Below are 16,990 nucleotides of genomic sequence, written 5' to 3'. Positions count from 1 at the left end.
ATTAGCGATGGGCGCTAGGTGCGGCTAGTGCACGGGCGGCGGCGACATCCGCATTGATCGCCGTTTTCAACGCCTCAAGGGAGGCGAAACGCTGCTCTTCACGCAGCTTCTGGTGGAAAACCACCGTCAAACGCCGGTCATACAGATCACCGGCAAAATCCAAAAGGTGAACCTCCAGGTGGGCCTTGCCATCACCTGCAACCGTGGGCCTGACGCCTATGTTGGCGACTCCCGGCCACGATTGACCGTCGATGTCGACGCTCACCAGGTAAACCCCGGTCAGCGGCACGCGACGGCGCTTGAGTTGCACGTTGGCGGTTGGCGTGCCCAGTTGGCGCGCCAGCTTCTGGCCGTGCAGTACCCGTCCGGCAATGCGGAACGGGCGACCGAGCAAGCGCTCGGCCAAGGCGAAGTCGGCAGCGGCCAGGGCGTTACGTACCTGGGTGCTGCTCACGCGCAGGCCGTCCAGTTCGACGGTTTGCGCGGCTTCGACGGTAAAACCCTGGCTGACGCCAGCGTGCTGCAGGAAATCGAAATCACCGACGCGGTCGCAACCAAAACGGAAGTCGTCGCCGACCTCCAAGTGCTGTACGCCCAGGCCATCCACCAGGATACGGTCGACGAACTCGGCGGCGCTGAGGCTTTGCAGGCGCTGGTTGAAAGCCAGGCAGAGGACGCGGTCCACGCCTTCTTCGGCCAGCAGTTGCAGCTTGTCCCGCAAACGAGCCAGGCGTGCCGGCGCCGTCTCAGGGCTGAAATATTCCCGCGGCTGTGGCTCAAAAATCACCACGCAGCTGGGCACGCCCAACTCGACCGCCCGCTCACGCAGCCGCGCCAGGATAGCCTGGTGACCACGGTGAACACCGTCAAAGTTGCCAATAGTGGCGACGCAGCCCCGATGCTGGGGGCGCAGGTTGTGGAGACCTCGAACCAGCTGCATAACGCGCTTCTTGCTCATAAAGTGGTCGATTATAACCACACCCGGCCCCGGACGACAGGCAACAGAACAGGCCAAATGGATTGAATCGATAAAACACCCGTTTTATCGCGGCAAAGTCTCTACCCCAAGGACTTGCGATTGAAATCCCGCAGACGGAAGCCCTGCAGCAGCAACATCCCGAAGTACACCACTACGCCAGCGACCACCAGCACGCCAAGGCGCAGGAAGCGTTCCAGCATAGGGCCTGTGTCCCAGGCGGGCATGAAGTGCATCAACCCCAGCAATACCGCCGACATCGCCGCCACCGCCACCAACAGCTTGAGGGCAAACATGCCCCAGCCCGGCTGCGGCAGGAACATCTGCTGCTTGCGCAGTTGGTAGAACAGAAGGCCGGCATTGATGCACGCCCCGGCACTGATGGCCAACGCCAGACCGGCATGGGCCAGCGGACCGATAAACACCAGGTTGAGCAGTTGGGTGACGATCAACGTGAATACCGCGATTTTCACCGGCGTACGGATGTTTTGCTGGGCATAGAAGCCCGGCGCCAGCACCTTGATCACGATGATGCCGAGCAGACCAACGGAATAGGCGATCAGTGCACGCTGGGTCATGGACGCGTCAAACGCGCTGAATTGGCCGTATTGGAACAGCGAGACGGTCAACGGCTCGGCCAGGATCCCCAGGGCCAGAGAGCATGGCAGCACCAGCACAAAGCACAGGCGCAGGCCCCAATCGAGGATGCGCGAGTATTCCTGACGGTCCTTGCTGGCATAGGTGCGTGACAGGGTCGGCAGCAGAATCGTACCCAGGGCCACACCCAATACGCCGGACGGCAGCTCCATCAGGCGATCGGCGTAGTACATCCACGACACCGAGCCCGAGACCAGCAGCGAGGCGAACGCCGTGTTGATGATCAGCGAAATCTGGCTCACCGACACCCCGAGGATCGCCGGCAGCATGTTGCGCATCACGCGCCACACGCCGGAGTCCTTGAGGTTCAGGCGTGGCAGCACGAGCATGCCGATCTTCTTCAGGTGCGGCAGTTGGTAGAGCAGTTGCGCCAGACCACCCGCCAATACGGCCCAGCCCAGGGCCATCACTGGCGGGTCGAAGTACGGCGTGAGGAACAGCGCGAAGATGATCATGCTGACGTTCAACAGGGTCGGCACGAACGCCGGCACCGAGAAGCGGTTCCAGGTGTTGAGGATCGCACCGGCCAGGGATGACAGTGAGATCAGCAATATATAAGGAAAGGTTACCCGCAGCAGGTCGGTGGTCAGCGCGAATTTTTCCGGGGTATTGGCAAATCCGGGGGCCGTGGCCCAGATCACCCAGGGGGCGGCGAGCATGCCGACGACAGTCACCAGCATCAACACCAGGGTCAGCAAGCCCGATACGTAGGCAATAAAGGTGCGAGTGGCTTCCTCGCCTTGCTGGGTCTTGTATTCGGCCAGGATCGGCACGAAGGCCTGGGAAAATGCGCCTTCGGCGAAGATCCTTCGCAACAGGTTGGGCAGTTTGAAGGCGATGAAGAAGGCATCCGTGGCCATGCTGGCGCCAAAAATACGCGCCAGCAGAGTGTCACGCACAAACCCCAATACCCGGGAGATCATCGTGATAGAGCTGACGGCGGCCAACGATTTGAGGAGGTTCATTGAAAGAGTTTGCGCCTATTAGATAAACAGCAGGCGAACAACGCGCCCACTTATGCGATACTGCGCGCCTGCAACAGCACAGAGCCAAAGCTCGCGAGTTTACAGGTCAAGCGCCGGAAATAAATCACCCGCCTCTTCAGATCGACCACTCAGCAGTTCGCATCAGCTGCCCTTGACAACCCATCAAGTCATCGGCATGATTCGCGGCCTATTTTGTTTGCTATTTCCTAAAAAGTCTTTCGAGGAGCTCGACGGTGGCCAACACACCTTCCGCCAAAAAACGTGCAAAACAGGCTGAGAAGCGTCGCAGCCACAACGCCAGCCTGCGTTCCATGGTTCGTACCTACATCAAGAATGTAGTTAAAGCCATCGACACCAAAGACGCTGAAAAAGCTCAAGCTGCTTACGTTCTGGCTGTGCCTGTTATCGACCGTATGGCCGATAAAGGCATCATCCACAAGAACAAGGCCGCTCGTCATAAGAGCCGCCTGAATGGCCACATCAAGGCTCTGAACGTCGCTGCAGCAGCCTAAGTGGTAACAACTGCCACGCAACTCAGGTTGCGTAACAGTTAAGAAATGCCCCGTACCGAAAGGTCCGGGGCATTTTTGTTTGTGCCTCATATTCGGAAACACAGATCAAAACGCGGGAGCAGGCTTGTGTGGGAGCTGGCTTGCCTGCGATAGCGGTGGATCAGCTTGATATGGGTTACTAGCCCACCGCCATCGCGGGCAAACCCGCTCCCACATTTTTTGACCGCATACATTCTCAGGCACAAAAAAAGCCCCGAACAGGTCGGGGCTTTTTGCTACCGATTGATCAAACCACAATCAATGGTGGTGACCGCCTTCACCGTGGACGTGGCCGTGAGCCACTTCTTCCTGGGAAGCGTCGCGGATGGCAACGATCTTCACTTGGAAGTTCAAGCGCTGGCCAGCCAGAGGGTGGTTGCCGTCGACGGTCACGTCGTCGCCGTCCAGGTCACGGATGGTGACGATCTGCATTTGGCCGTCCGGCGCGGAAGCGTGGAACTGCATGCCCACTTCCAGTTCGTCGACGCCTTCGAACATGCTGCGGCTCAGGGTGCTGACCAGTTCGGCCGAGTACTCGCCATAGGCATCTTCAGGTTCTACGGCAACGGTCAGCTCATCACCGACGTTCTTGCCTTCCAGTGCCTTTTCCAGGCCTGGGATGATGTTACCTGCGCCTTGCAGGTAGACCAGCGGCGCGCCGCCGGCGGAGCTGTCGATGACCTCACCAGCGTCGTTGGTCAGGGTATAGTCGATGGAGACAGCCTTGTTAGCGGCGATCGTCATGGGGCGAGACCTTTTGCATAAGAATGAAGAACGGACAAGTCTAAACAAGGATTTGCCCGAAAGCGAACAGAACCCGGACAGACGGGGCCGATCGACGGCATCCTTCATCATCGGGTTCCACTTGGACGACGACCAGCACTGGGTGGCCGAGCTGTCCTGCGGCCATACCCAACACCTGCGCCACCAGCCGCCCTGGCAGTCCCGCGCCTGGGTGCTCGACCCGGCGCAACGCCTTGAGAAAATAGGTCAGCCCTTTGCGTGCGGCTGGTGTGCGCAAGCACGCGAATAACGATAACCTTGGCGCCTGATCACCGGTAGGCACTCAGCCATAGGGCGCCACCGAAGCCATGCACCTCCAGAGAATTCGCATGCAGACTTTTTTTATCGCGCCCACCGATTTTGGTGTGGGTCTGACCTCCATCAGCCTTGGGCTGGTGCGCACCCTTGAACGAGCCGGGCTGAAAGTCGGCTTCTTCAAGCCGATTGCCCAACCGCATCCGGGCGACACCGGCCCCGAACGCTCCACCGAGCTAGTGGCGCGCACCCACGGCCTCAAACCGCCGCAGCCGCTGGGCCTGGCGCACGTAGAGCGCATGCTCGGCGACGGCCAGCTCGACGAACTGCTCGAAGAAATCATCACCCTGTACCAGCAAGCCGCCGTGGGCAAGGACGTGCTGATCGTCGAAGGCATGGTGCCCACCCGCAGCGCCAGCTATGCGGCGCGGGTCAACCTGCACCTGGCCAAGAGCCTCGATGCGGAAGTGATCCTGGTCTCCGCACCGGAAAACGAAGTGCTCACCGAACTCTCCGGGCGCGTGGAATTACAGGCCCAGCTGTTTGGTGGCCCGAAAGACCCGAAAGTGCTGGGTGTGATCCTCAACAAGGTGCGCACCGACGAAAGCATGGAGGTGTTCTCGGCCCGCCTGAAAGAACACTCGCCATTGCTGCGCAGCGGCGATTTCCGCCTGCTCGGCTGCATCCCCTACCAACCCGAACTCAACGCCCCACGCACCCGCGACGTGGCTGACCTGATGGGCGCGCAGATCCTCAACGCCGGCGACTACGAAAGCCGGCGCATGACCAAAATCATCATCTGCGCGCGCACCATGCGCAACACCGTGGAGCTGCTCAAACCCGGCGTCTTGGTGGTAACCCCCGGCGATCGCGATGACATCATCCTCGCCGTCAGCCTGGCCGCCATCAACGGCGTCCCCCTGGCCGGTTTGTTACTGACCAGCGACACCCTGCCCGATCCGCGCATCATGGACCTGTGCCGTGGCGCGTTCCAGGCCGGGCTGCCAGTGTTGTCGGTGAGCACCGGCTCCTACGACACCGCCAACCAGCTCAATAGCCTGAACAAAGAAATCCCCATCGACGACCGCGAACGCGCCGAGATCATCACCGACTTCGTCGCCAGCCACCTCGATGCACGCTGGCTGCACCAACGCTGCGGCACGCCACGGGAAATGCGCCTGTCGCCCGCCGTGTTCCGCTACCAGTTGATCCAGCGCGCCCAGGCTGCCAACAAGCGTATCGTGCTGCCCGAAGGCAGCGAGCCACTCACCGTGCAAGCCGCCGCGATCTGCCAGGCGCGTGGCATCGCCCGCTGCGTGTTGCTGGCCAAGCCGGCTGATGTGGAAGCGGTCGCCCGCGCCCAAGGCATCGAATTGCCCGAAGGCCTGGAGATTCTCGACCCGGACCTGATCCGCCAGCGCTACGTCGAACCGATGGTGGCCCTGCGCAAGAGCAAGAGCCTCAACGCGCCGATGGCCGAGCAGCAACTGGAAGACACCGTGGTGATCGCCACCATGATGCTCGCCCTGGATGAAGTGGACGGCCTGGTCTCCGGCGTCATTCATTCCACTGCCAACACCATCCGCCCTGCCCTGCAGTTGATCAAGACGGCGCCGGGCTGCACGCTGGTGTCGTCGGTGTTCTTCATGCTGTTCCCCGAGCAGGTGCTGGTGTACGGCGACTGCGTGATGAACCCGCACCCAAGCGCCGCCGAGCTGGCAGAGATTGCCTTGCAAAGCGCCGACTCGGCGGCGGCGTTCGGCATCACCCCGCGCGTGGCGATGATCAGCTATTCCAGCGGCGATTCGGCCAGTGGCGAAGAAGTGGAGAAAGTCCGCGAAGCCACGCTGCTCGCACACGAGCAACAAAGCTCACTGCTGATCGACGGCCCGCTGCAATACGACGCCGCCGCCAACGAAACCGTAGCCCGGCAACTGGCGCCCAACAGCCAGGTCGCCGGCAAGGCCACGGTGTTCGTGTTCCCCGACCTCAACACCGGCAACACCACGCACAAGGCCGTGCAGCGCAGCGCCGATTGCGTGAGCCTGGGGCCAATGCTCCAGGGCCTGCGCAAACCGGTCAACGACCTGCCACGCGGCGCCCAGGTAGACGACATTGTGTACACCATCGCGCTGACTGCGATCCAAGCCGCCAACCGACCTATGGATATCTAAATGCTGGATTTTCTACCTGCTGCCGTGCGCGGGGTAATCGCATCGCTATTGTTGGCGCTGAACACGATCCTGCTGTGTTCGTTCCTGTTCATCGTCGCGCTGTTCAAGGCCTTGCCGTTTGCCAAGCGCTTCAGCGAATGGCTGATGAACCACACCCACGAAGCCTGGGTGACCAACAACAAGGGCTGGATGAACCTGGTGCGGCGCACGCGCTGGCACGTGACCGGCCTGGAGGGGCTGGATTACCAGCACTCGTACCTGGTGACCAGCAACCACCAGAGCTGGGTGGACATCATGGTGTTGCAATACGTGCTCAATCGGCGGGTTCGCCCACTCAAGTTCTTCCTCAAGCAGGAACTGATCTGGGTGCCGGTGATTGGCCTGGCGTGGTGGGCACTGGGCTTTCCATTCATGAAGCGCTACACCAAGGCGTACCTGGAAAAGCACCCGGAGAAGAAAGGCAAGGACCTGGAAACCACCCGTAAGACCTGTGCGAAGTTTCGCGACAACCCGGTGGGCATCTTCAACTTTGCCGAAGGTACGCGGTTCACGACGGGCAAGCATGCACAGCAGAAGTCGCCGTTCCGTTACCTGCTCAAGCCCAAGGCAGGCGGTATCGCGTTTGTGCTGGATGCCATGGGTGAGCAGTTGAAGTCACTGGTCAACGTGACCATTCACTACCCGGCCGGCCGCCCTGGGTATTGGGATTTGCTGTGCGGGAATGTGCAGGACGTGGTGGTGCAGTTTGAAGAGGTGCAGATCCCGGCCGCGTTCATTGGAAAGAATTATGAGCAGGATGGGGAGTATCGGACGGCGTTTCAGGGGTGGATCAATAAGCTGTGGGAAGACAAGGATGCGCTGTTGGATCGACTGCACACTGAATTCCCAGGCAAACAGTGATCAAAATGTGGGAGCTGGCTTGCCTGCGATAGCGGCCTTCCAGTTGATACATGTGCAGCTGACCCACCGCTATCGCAGGCAAGCCAGCTCCCACATTGACCGTGCCCAATCTTAAGAATATAAAAAGCCCGCCACCGAGTGATCGGTGGCGGGCTTTTTTGTGCGCGTGACGCTTAGATCGCGCCGCGCTTGCGCAACAGCTCCAGCACCTGCTTGACGCTCTCTTCCAGCGACAGGGCCTGGGTGTCGATCACCAGATCGGCGTTCAACGGCACGTCATACGGGAAGGACTCGCCCGGGATGTTATCCCCACCCGCAGCGTACAGGCCTTGCGGATCACGCTCGGCGCACACCAGCGGCGACGCTTGTACGTAAACGGTGAGCAGACGGTCGCCGCCGATCAGCGCCTTGGCCTGTTCGCGGCCTTCGGCATCCGGTGCGACGAACGCAGCCAGGGTGAGCAAGCCCGCTTCGTTGAACTGACGCGCCACGTGAGCGGCACGGCGCCAGTTCTCGGTGCGGCCGGCACGGTCCTGCGGCAAGCCCTTGTTCAGGTCGTGACGCAGGTTCTGGCCATCGAGCACGAACACGGCACGGCCCATGTCGAACAGCTTGCGCTCAACGGCATAGGCCAGGGTGCTCTTGCCAGCGCCTGACAGGCCGCTGAACAACACGGTGGCCGGTTGCTGGCCGAAGCGCAGTGCACGCTCTTCGGTGGCTACATGGGCCAACTTGCCGTGCTGCGCCGCGCCGCCATGGCTGACCGGTGGCGCGATGATCATGCCCGCTGCCACGGTGCCGTTGGTCAAGCGGTCGATGACGATAAACGCACCGGTGGTGCGGTTGCTGTCGTAACCGTCCAAGGCGATAGCGGCGTCGAGGCTGACCTTGACCCGGCCAATCTCGTTCAGCTGCAGCGAACTCGCCGGGCCTTCGGCCAGGGTGTTCACGTCCACGCGGTGCACGATGCTGGTGATGGAGCCCGGCACGTAGCTGGTGGCGCGCTTGATGTCGTATTTCTTGCCCGGCAGCATCGGTTCTTCGGCCATCCACACCAGCATGGCGTCGAAAGCGTCAGTCACTTGCGGCACGTTGTCGGCGTGTACCAACAGGTCGCCACGGGAGATATCGATCTCGTCTTCCATGGTCAGGGTCACGGCCTGGCCTGGCCCTGCGTGTTCCAGCTCACCTTCAAAGGTGACGATGGATTTGACGCGGCTGCTCTTGCCCGACGGCAGCACCACCACTTCGTCGCCCTTGTGCACGATGCCGCTGGCCAGGGTGCCGGCGAAACCGCGGAAGTTCAGGTTCGGACGGTTGACGTACTGCACCGGGAAACGCAGGTCGGTGTAGTTGCGGTCGTTGGCGATCTCGACGGTTTCGAGGATCTCCATCAACGACTGGCCGGTGTACCAGGGCGAACGCTCGCTCTTGTTCACCACGTTATCGCCCTTGAGCGCCGACATCGGCACGAAGGCCAAGGTGCTTGGCTTGAAGGCGATGCCATCGGCAAACTTCAGGTAATCGGCCTTGATCGACTCGAACACGTTCTGGTCAAAGCCATTGATGTCCATCTTGTTGACGGCCACCACGATGTGCTTGATGCCCAGCAACGAGGCGATGAAGCTGTGGCGACGAGTCTGGGTCTGCACGCCGTAGCGGGCGTCGATCAGGATGATCGCCAGGTCACAGGTGGACGCACCGGTGGCCATGTTGCGGGTGTACTGCTCATGGCCGGGAGTGTCGGCGATGATGAATTTGCGCTTGGCGGTAGAGAAGTAGCGGTACGCCACATCGATGGTGATGCCCTGCTCGCGCTCGGCTTGCAGGCCGTCGACCAGCAACGCCAGGTCGATGTCGTCACCGGTGGTGCCGACTTTCTTCGAATCGCGGGTGATGGCTTCCAGGTGATCTTCGTAGATCATCTTGGAGTCGTGCAGCAGGCGCCCGATCAGGGTGCTCTTGCCGTCGTCGACGTTGCCGCAGGTCAGGAAACGCAACATCTCTTTGCGCTCGTGCTGGCCCAGGTAGGCGAGGATGTCCTCGCTGATCAAATCAGATACGTGCGACATGACAACCCCTTAGAAATAACCCTGACGTTTTTTATCTTCCATCGAGCCTGCACCATCGTGGTCGATGACACGGCCCTGGCGCTCGGAAGTTCGCGTCAGGAGCATTTCCTGAATGATGTCCGTCAGCGTCTCGGCTTCGGACTCCACCGCGCCCGTCAACGGGTAGCAGCCAAGGGTACGGAAACGGACTTTCTTTTTGACGATCCGGGCTTTGTCTTCGTCGGACAGGTGCTCAAGAATGCGGTCGTCGTCGATCATGATCAACGTGCCGTTCTTCTCGATCACTTCACGCTCGGCGGCGAAGTACAGCGGAACGATCGGGATGCCTTCCAGGTAGATGTACTGCCAGATGTCCAGCTCGGTCCAGTTGGACAGCGGGAACACGCGGATCGACTCGCCCTTGTTGACGTTGCCGTTGTAGACGTTCCACAGCTCCGGGCGCTGGTTCTTCGGGTCCCAGCGGTGCTTGCTGTCGCGGAACGAGTACACGCGCTCTTTGGCACGGGATTTCTCTTCATCACGACGGGCACCGCCGAACGCGGCGTCGAAACCATGCTTGTCCAAGGCCTGCTTGAGGCCTTCGGTCTTCATGATGTCGGTGTGCTTGGCGCTGCCGTGGGTGAACGGGTTGATGCCCTGCGCCACGCCGTCCGGGTTGACGTGGGTGATCAGGTCCAGGCCCAGCTCTTCGACCATCTTGTCGCGGAACTTGTACATCTCCTGGAATTTCCAGCGGGTGTCGACGTGCATCACCGGGAACGGCAGCTTGCCCGGGAAAAAGGCCTTGCGTGCCAGGTGCAGCATCACGGCGGAGTCTTTACCGATCGAGTAGAGCATCACCGGGTTGTCGAACTCGGCGGCGACCTCGCGGATGATGTGGATGCTTTCCGCCTCCAGCTGTTTCAGATGCGTCAGTTTGTCGACCATGGCTACTCACGAAAACGATCTTATGGACGGCCAGCGGGCCGTGTTCGAGCGGGGCATGCTAGCACAGCACCTGCTTCTATTCAGGGAGCCAACTAGATCGAAACGGTATATGGATATACCGCCTCGTTCGGTGGGCACAGCCCTTGTAGGAGCCGGCTTGCCGGCGATGGCGGCCGATACATCGATGCACTCTCCAAGGGCCTCATCGCCGGCAAGCCGGCGCCTACAGGGTGATCAAATGGGGTTGGGGCAATCGATGAACAGATGCTCCAAGGCAAAGCGCCGTGCCAGGTAATCGCCCAGCGCCTGCACGCCATAACGCTCGGTGGCGTGGTGGCCAGCCGCGATGAAACTGACGTCGTTTTCGCGCGCGCTGTGAAAGGTTTGCTCTGAGGCCTCACCACTGATGAAGAGGTCGACGCCTGCTGCAATCGCCTGGTCGATATAGCCCTGGCCACCGCCCGTGCACCAGCCGACGCGGCGGATCATTTCACTGCCTTCGATCAGCAGCGGCTCGCGCCCCATGACGTCCTGCACACGCCGCGCGAAGTCGCGGGGTGACAGTGGCTCGGCGAGGGAACCGACCAGGCCGACGACCTTGGGGTTGCCCGGGTCCAGCGGGCCTTCGACGGTGATGTCCAACTGGCGGGCCAGTTGCACGTTGTTGCCGACGTCGGGGTGCAGGTCCAGCGGCAGGTGATAGGCCAGCAGGCTGATGTCGTGCTTGAGCAGCGTCTTCAGACGGCGCTGCTTCATGCCGGTGATGCAGGGGTTCTCGCCTTTCCAGAAATAACCGTGGTGCACCAGGATCAGATCAGCCTGGGCTTCGACGGCCGCGTCCAGCAGGGCTTGGCTGGCGGTCACGCCACTGACGATGCGCATCACCTGCGGGCGGCCTTCGACCTGCAGGCCATTGGGGCAATAATCGGCAATTTTTGCGCTGCCGAGGTAGCGGTCCGCTTCCTCGACGAGGGTGCTAAGGGGGACGGCCATAAAAGACTCCTAAATATCCCGTTCCGAGGCGCTCGCAGCCTCGTATAATGCGCGACATTATGGGCGCTCTCCCGCCCCCTGCAACCTGTCAGGACTTACTTGATGCTCAAGGCACTGCGTTTTTTTGGATGGCCATTGTTGGCTGGCGTGCTGATCGCGATGCTGATCATTCAGCGCTTCCCCGAGTTTGTAGGCTTGCCCAGCCTTGATGTGAACCTGCAACAGGCCCCGCAGACCAGCGCCGTGGTGCAAGGCCCGGTGACCTACGCGGACGCCGTCGTGATCGCTGCCCCCGCCGTGGTCAACCTGTACACCACCAAGGTCATCAACAAGCCGGCTCACCCGTTGTTTGAAGACCCACAATTCCGCCGCTATTTCGGTGACAACGGGCCCAAGCAGCGCCGCATGGAGTCCAGCCTGGGTTCCGGGGTGATCATGAGCCCCGAAGGTTACATCCTCACCAACAACCACGTGACCACCGGTGCCGACCAGATCGTGGTAGCCCTGCGCGATGGCCGCGAAACCCTGGCCCGCGTGGTCGGCAGCGACCCGGAAACCGATCTCGCCGTGCTCAAGATCGATCTCAAGAGCCTGCCGTCGATCACCATCGGCCGCTCCGAAGCGTTGCGCGTAGGCGACGTGGCGCTGGCGATCGGCAACCCGTTCGGTGTGGGCCAGACCGTCACCATGGGCATCATCAGCGCCACCGGGCGTAACCAGCTGGGGCTCAACAGCTACGAAGACTTCATCCAGACCGACGCGGCGATCAACCCGGGCAACTCCGGGGGTGCACTGGTGGATGCCAATGGCAACCTGACCGGTATCAACACCGCCATTTTCTCCAAGTCCGGTGGTTCACAAGGCATCGGGTTTGCGATCCCGGTGAAGCTGGCCATGGAGGTGATGAAGTCGATCATCGAACACGGCCAGGTGATTCGCGGCTGGCTGGGGATTGAAGTGCAACCGCTGACCAAGGAACTGGCCGAATCGTTTGGCCTGACCGGGCGCCCGGGCATTGTGGTCGCGGGGATTTTCCGCGACGGCCCGGCGCAGAAAGCCGGCCTGCAATTGGGTGATGTGATCCTGAACATCGATGGCGAGCCGGCCGGTGATGGCCGCAAGTCGATGAACCAGGTAGCACGGATCAAACCGACCGACAAGGTGGCGATCCAGGTCATGCGCAACGGCAAAGAGATCAAGCTGATGGCCGAAATCGGCCTGCGCCCACCACCTGCGCCGGTGAAAGAAGAGGAATAACGCCCGCGAACAGGTGCTCGTTTTCGGGCACCTGTAAGGCAATGTTTCGAAGCGATTCATTCTCATTAGGCATGTTATATTATTTCAATATCGCTATTGGAACGCTCTATCATGCCGTCTCGAAAGTTTGCCCCCTTGGCTGGCCTGGCCTTGGGTTTGCTGCTCGACCCCGCCTACGCCGAAGACAACACCGTTGAACTGGACACCATCAGCGTCACCTCTGACGCTTACGAGTCCGCCACTGGCCCGGTCAACGGCTATCGCGCCACCCGTTCCGCCAGCGCAACCAAGACCGACACGGCCCTGCGCGACATCCCACAATCCATCAGCGTGATTCCCGCCACTGTGCTCAAGGACCTGGGCAGCACCAGCGTGGAACGCGCGCTGGAATTTGCTGGCGGCGTGTCCAAGCAAAACAACTTCGGCGGCCTGACACTTTACGAATACAGCGTGCGCGGCTTCACCACCTCGGAGTTCTACGTGGACGGTTTCAGCGCCAACCGCGGCTACCCGAGCACACCAGATACCGCCAATATCGAGCGCATTGAAGTACTCAAAGGCCCGGCCGCCAGCCTGTACGGGCGTGGCGACCCAGGCGGCACCGTGAACATCGTCACCAAAAAACCCCAGCCCGACGCCTTCACCACCCTGCAAACCAGCGCCGGCAGCTGGGACCGCTATCGTACAGCCCTGGATGTGAACACGCCCCTGGACCCCGAGGGCCGAGTGCTATCACGCGTGAACCTGGCGGTCGAAGACAACCACAGCTTTCGCGACCACGTGGGCGCCAAGCGCATCTTCATCGCACCGTCCTTGAGCTGGCAATTGGACCCGGACACCAGCCTGCTCGTCGAAAGCGAATTCGTGCGCCATCGCTCCACCTTCGACCGCGGCATCGTCGACGCCCCCGGGGTATCGCGCAGAACCTTCCTCGGCGAGCCCAACGATGGCGACATCCGCAACCACAACAACCGCCTCCAGGCGGCCCTCGAACACCACCTCAACGACGCCTGGAAACTGCGCCTGGCCAGCCACTACAAACAAGGCAGCCTGTGGGGTGACGCATCGGAAAGCCGCGCACTCAACGCCGATGGGCATACCGTCAACCGTCGCTACCGCGAGCGCTCCACCGGTTGGCACGACAGCATCACCCAGCTTGAACTGCGCGGGCTGTTTGACGTTGGCAGCTGGCAACACGAGCTGCTGATCGGCACCGAATACGAGGACTACCGCAAGAAAGAACGCGTGACCGCCATCGCCGGCAGCCCCTACGCCATCGACCTCTACAACCCGGTCTACGGCCAGGCCAAACCCAACGGCCTGCGCTCGGGCACCGATTTCTTCGAGCAGACCAAAAGCCACGCGCTGAACCTGCAGGACCAAATCATCTTCACCGACCGCCTGCGCGGCATGCTCGGGGCGCGCTTCGAGCACTTCGACCAACACATCGAAGACTTCACCGGCGCGCCCAAAAGCCACCAGACCCACGACGCCGTCACCCAGCGCGCGGGCCTGCTGTATCAACTCACGCCGCACGTCGGCGTATTCGCCAACGCCTCCACCTCGTTCAAACCCAACAGCGGACTGGGCGCCGACAAAAAACCCTTCAAACCCGAAGAAGGCGTGGGCTATGAAGTGGGGATCAAGAGCGAACTGTTCGACGACCGCCTCAGCACCACCCTCGCCGCCTTCCATATCGAGAAGGAAAACGTGCTGGCCCTGGACCCAGCCACCAACCTCAACCGCGCCATGGGCAAAGCACGCAGCCAAGGGTTTGACCTGCAAATGACCGGGCAGGTGACAGACGCTGTTCGAGTGATCGGCGCGTTCGCTTATATCGATGCCGAAGTGACAGAAGGCGACAAGGCGATTCCAGCCGGCAGCCGGATACTGGGCGTGGCCAAGCGCAGCGGCAGCCTGCTGGGGGTCTATGAATTTCAGGACGGCGCATTGCGCGGTTCTGACTTGGGTGCGGCGTTTACCTATGTGGGCGATCGCTCCGGCGAAGCAGGCGGAAGCTTTGAGCTACCGGCTTACCACACCGTCGACTTGCTCGCCCATTATAAGGCGACGCAGAACGTCACCCTGGGCCTGAACCTCAACAACCTGTTTGATGAGAAGTACTACGAGCGGTCCTACAGCAGCTACTGGGTCAACCCGGGCGAACCGCGCAACCTGACCGTCAGCCTCACCCTTAACCTGTAAACACGGTAAAAAAATGTGGGAGGGCTAATGTGGGAGCGGGCTTGCCCGCGATAGCGGTGCATCAGCCAACAAATCTATCGACTGACACGCCCCCATCGCGGGCAAGCCCGCTCCCACATTTTGATCTTCACTGGCTTCAGCTATAGCGACACTGGTGCTTTTTCGCACAAGGCATTCAACGCTTTCGCCCACTGCGGGTCGTCATTGAGGCACGGCACCAGCACCAACTCCTCGCCTCCCGCCTCGCGGAATTGTTCCAGCCCGCGATCGCCGATCTCTTCAAGCGTCTCGATGCAATCGGCGACAAACGCCGGGCACATCACCAGCAGCTTTTTCACACCTTGCTGGGCCAGGGTTTCCAGGCGGGCCTCGGTGTAAGGCTCGATCCACTTGGCCCGACCCAGGCGCGACTGGAAAGCCACCGACCATTTGTCTTCGGGCAAGCCCATGCGCGCCGCAAAGTCACGCGCCACACTGAAGCACTGCCCGCGATAGCAGGTGGCACGCACTTGGGGCGATGCATCCACACAGCAATCGGTGGCGCCGTCGAAGGAATGCCCCGGGTTGAGTTTTTGCAGGTGCCGTTCGGGCAGCCCGTGGAAGCTGAACAGCAGGTGGTCGTAGTCCTGCTGCAAATGCGGCCTGGCGCTGGCCACCAGGGCGTCGAGGTATTCGGGTTGATCGTAGAAGGGTTGCAGGGTGGCAAATTGCAGGTCGAGCTTTTTGTCACGCACCACGCGGCGGGCTTCCTCCACCACCGTGGTCACGGTGCTGTCGGCGAACTGCGGGTACAGCGGCGCCAGGGTGACCTTTCGAATGCCTTGCGTGGCGAGACGGGTCAGCACGCTTTCAATGGAAGGCTCGCCGTAACGCATCGCCAGTTCCACCGGGCCGTGGCTCCACTGCAAAGTCATCTGCTGTTGCAGGCGGCGGCTGAGCACCACCAGCGGCGAGCCCTCGTCCCACCAGATGGACGCGTAGGCGTGGGCCGACTGCTCGGGGCGCTTGATCAGGATCAGCGACACCAGCAAACGCCGTACCGGCCATGGCAGGTCGATCACGTACGGGTCCATCAGGAATTGATTGAGGTAGCTGCGCACATCGGCCACCGAAGTGGACGCCGGTGAACCCAGGTTGACCAGTAATAACGCGTGATCCGTCATGCAACATCCTATGGCTAGAGGCGGCTGGACAGGTCTTCCAGGGCCGCGTGCAACTCTGTGAACTGAAAAGTGAAACCGGCCGCCAGCAAGCGTTCGGGGAGCGCTTTCTGGCCGCCCAGCAACAACCCGGACAACTCGCCCAACCCGACCTTCAGCGCAAACGCCGGCATCGGCATGAACGCAGGGCGGTGCAGCACCTGGCCCAAGGTCTTGGCAAACTCGCGGTTGCGCACCGGGTGTGGCGCGCAGGCATTATAAGGACCGCTGGCGTCGTTCTTGTGCAGAAGAAAATCAATCAGGGCGATTTGATCCTTGATATGCACCCACGGCATCCACTGCCGACCATCGCCGATCGGCCCGCCCAGCGCCAGCTTGAACGGCAACAGCAACCGCGACAAAAAGCCGCCCTGCGCCGCCAGCACCAGGCCGGTGCGCACCAGCACCACACGCACACCCAAGGCCTCGGCGCGCAAGGCGGTTTCCTCCCAGGCGATACACAGCTGGCTGGGGAAGTCATCCTGCACCGGGCCGCTTGCCTCGGTCAGTTCGCGTTCACCGCCGTCGCCGTACCAGCCCACCGCAGAACCCGATATCAGCACGGCGGGTTTGTGCTCCAAACCCTCGATCCACGCCAGCAGGGTTTCGGTGAGGCTAATGCGGCTGCTCCACAGCAACGCCTTGCGCTTGCGGGTCCAGGGGCGATCCGCGATCGGCGCACCCGCCAGGTTGATGACCGCATCCACCGGGCCGATCACCTCTTGCAGACGGCCGACGCCCAGCACTTGAGCACCACACCATTTGGCGACCGTCTCCGGCTCACGGCTCCATACCGTGAGTTGATGCCCCTGCGCCAGCCAGCGTTGGCACAGTTGGCGGCCGATCAGACCCGTACCGCCGGTCAGCAAAATATGCATGGGACACTCCTGATGTAACGTTCGCCGTCGATCACTGGTCTATTTTATAGAAAGGGATCATTTGTAAACGGGCGTAACGTTGGCTAAGCCTCAGCTTTAACCATAGGTCACACCGTTAGAACAGGCATGCCAAAACTTATACCAAAAAACAATATTGTACAGCTATTGGTGTCGGCG

At 61.2% G+C, this 16,990-nt stretch carries 14 protein-coding genes; 6 read left to right on the top strand and 8 right to left on the bottom strand.

Annotated features, from left to right (window positions below):
* Position 1: 1 nt before the first annotated feature.
* Complete coding sequence (gene ribF / locus ACVWVP_RS04130) at positions 2-940, bottom strand: bifunctional riboflavin kinase/FAD synthetase (RefSeq protein ID WP_178919174.1); 939 nt, start codon at positions 938-940, stop codon at positions 2-4.
* A gap of 119 nt (positions 941-1,059) precedes the next feature.
* On the bottom strand, positions 1,060-2,598 hold the full coding sequence (gene murJ / locus ACVWVP_RS04125; protein WP_457404519.1) for a murein biosynthesis integral membrane protein MurJ: 1,539 nt from the start codon (positions 2,596-2,598) through the stop codon (positions 1,060-1,062).
* 254 nt (positions 2,599-2,852) lie between these two features.
* On the opposite strand from murJ, the gene rpsT reads away from it, so the two are divergent.
* Entirely contained in the window at positions 2,853-3,131 is a 279-nt protein-coding gene (gene rpsT / locus ACVWVP_RS04120; RefSeq protein WP_003171647.1) for a 30S ribosomal protein S20, read from the top strand.
* Between the two features lie 297 nt (positions 3,132-3,428).
* Here the strand turns inward: rpsT and ACVWVP_RS04115 are convergent, their stop codons facing one another.
* The gene (locus ACVWVP_RS04115) at positions 3,429-3,914 is read right to left on the bottom strand and encodes an FKBP-type peptidyl-prolyl cis-trans isomerase (protein WP_003188398.1); all 486 of its coding nucleotides are present in this window, start codon (positions 3,912-3,914) and stop codon (positions 3,429-3,431) included.
* Between ACVWVP_RS04115 and ACVWVP_RS04110 the strand changes: the two genes are divergently transcribed.
* From ACVWVP_RS04110 to ACVWVP_RS04100, 3 genes are all read left to right on the top strand, one after another.
* Entirely contained in the window at positions 3,913-4,203 is a 291-nt protein-coding gene (locus tag ACVWVP_RS04110; protein WP_176995259.1) for a DUF3565 domain-containing protein, read from the top strand. The genes ACVWVP_RS04115 and ACVWVP_RS04110 overlap by 2 nt on opposite strands.
* Before the next feature lie 79 nt (positions 4,204-4,282).
* Positions 4,283-6,382, top strand: coding sequence for a phosphate acetyltransferase (pta, locus tag ACVWVP_RS04105; protein ID WP_176995168.1), 2,100 nt, complete (start codon positions 4,283-4,285; stop codon positions 6,380-6,382).
* Positions 6,383-7,282, top strand: a complete 900-nt coding sequence (locus ACVWVP_RS04100; RefSeq protein ID WP_457404518.1) for an acyltransferase — start codon at positions 6,383-6,385, stop codon at positions 7,280-7,282. It begins immediately after the preceding gene.
* 173 nt (positions 7,283-7,455) lie between these two features.
* Here the strand turns inward: ACVWVP_RS04100 and cysN are convergent, their stop codons facing one another.
* The 3 genes from cysN to ACVWVP_RS04085 all read right to left on the bottom strand — a co-directional run bounded on the left by cysN (position 7,456) and on the right by ACVWVP_RS04085 (position 11,274).
* On the bottom strand, positions 7,456-9,354 hold the full coding sequence (gene cysN / locus ACVWVP_RS04095; RefSeq protein ID WP_178919180.1) for a sulfate adenylyltransferase subunit CysN: 1,899 nt from the start codon (positions 9,352-9,354) through the stop codon (positions 7,456-7,458).
* 9 nt (positions 9,355-9,363) lie between these two features.
* Positions 9,364-10,281 carry a sulfate adenylyltransferase subunit CysD gene (gene cysD, locus ACVWVP_RS04090; RefSeq protein WP_005784641.1) on the bottom strand — a complete coding sequence of 306 codons (918 nt, stop codon included), beginning with the start codon at positions 10,279-10,281 and terminating at the stop codon, positions 9,364-9,366.
* Between the two features lie 234 nt (positions 10,282-10,515).
* Positions 10,516-11,274, bottom strand: a complete 759-nt coding sequence (locus ACVWVP_RS04085) for a Nif3-like dinuclear metal center hexameric protein (protein WP_178919182.1) — start codon at positions 11,272-11,274, stop codon at positions 10,516-10,518.
* Positions 11,275-11,376: 102 nt separating this feature from the next.
* Between ACVWVP_RS04085 and algW the strand changes: the two genes are divergently transcribed.
* Positions 11,377-12,531 carry a Do family serine endopeptidase AlgW gene (gene algW, locus ACVWVP_RS04080; protein ID WP_178919184.1) on the top strand — a complete coding sequence of 385 codons (1,155 nt, stop codon included), beginning with the start codon at positions 11,377-11,379 and terminating at the stop codon, positions 12,529-12,531.
* Positions 12,532-12,642: 111 nt separating this feature from the next.
* The gene (locus ACVWVP_RS04075; RefSeq protein WP_457404517.1) at positions 12,643-14,736 is read left to right on the top strand and encodes a TonB-dependent siderophore receptor; all 2,094 of its coding nucleotides are present in this window, start codon (positions 12,643-12,645) and stop codon (positions 14,734-14,736) included.
* A gap of 140 nt (positions 14,737-14,876) precedes the next feature.
* On the opposite strand, the gene hemH is transcribed toward ACVWVP_RS04075, so the two are convergent.
* Entirely contained in the window at positions 14,877-15,899 is a 1,023-nt protein-coding gene (gene hemH, locus ACVWVP_RS04070) for a ferrochelatase (RefSeq protein ID WP_457404516.1), read from the bottom strand.
* Positions 15,900-15,913: 14 nt separating this feature from the next.
* A complete protein-coding gene (locus ACVWVP_RS04065; RefSeq protein ID WP_178919187.1) occupies positions 15,914-16,813 on the bottom strand; it encodes a TIGR01777 family oxidoreductase in 900 nt (299 codons plus the stop codon).
* Between the last annotated feature and the right edge of the window lie 177 nt (positions 16,814-16,990).

It is taken from the genome of Pseudomonas sp. TE24901 (assembly GCF_054058375.1).
The sequence above is the reverse complement of the archived record's forward strand: the minus strand, read 5'-3'. Positions and strand labels throughout refer to the sequence as shown.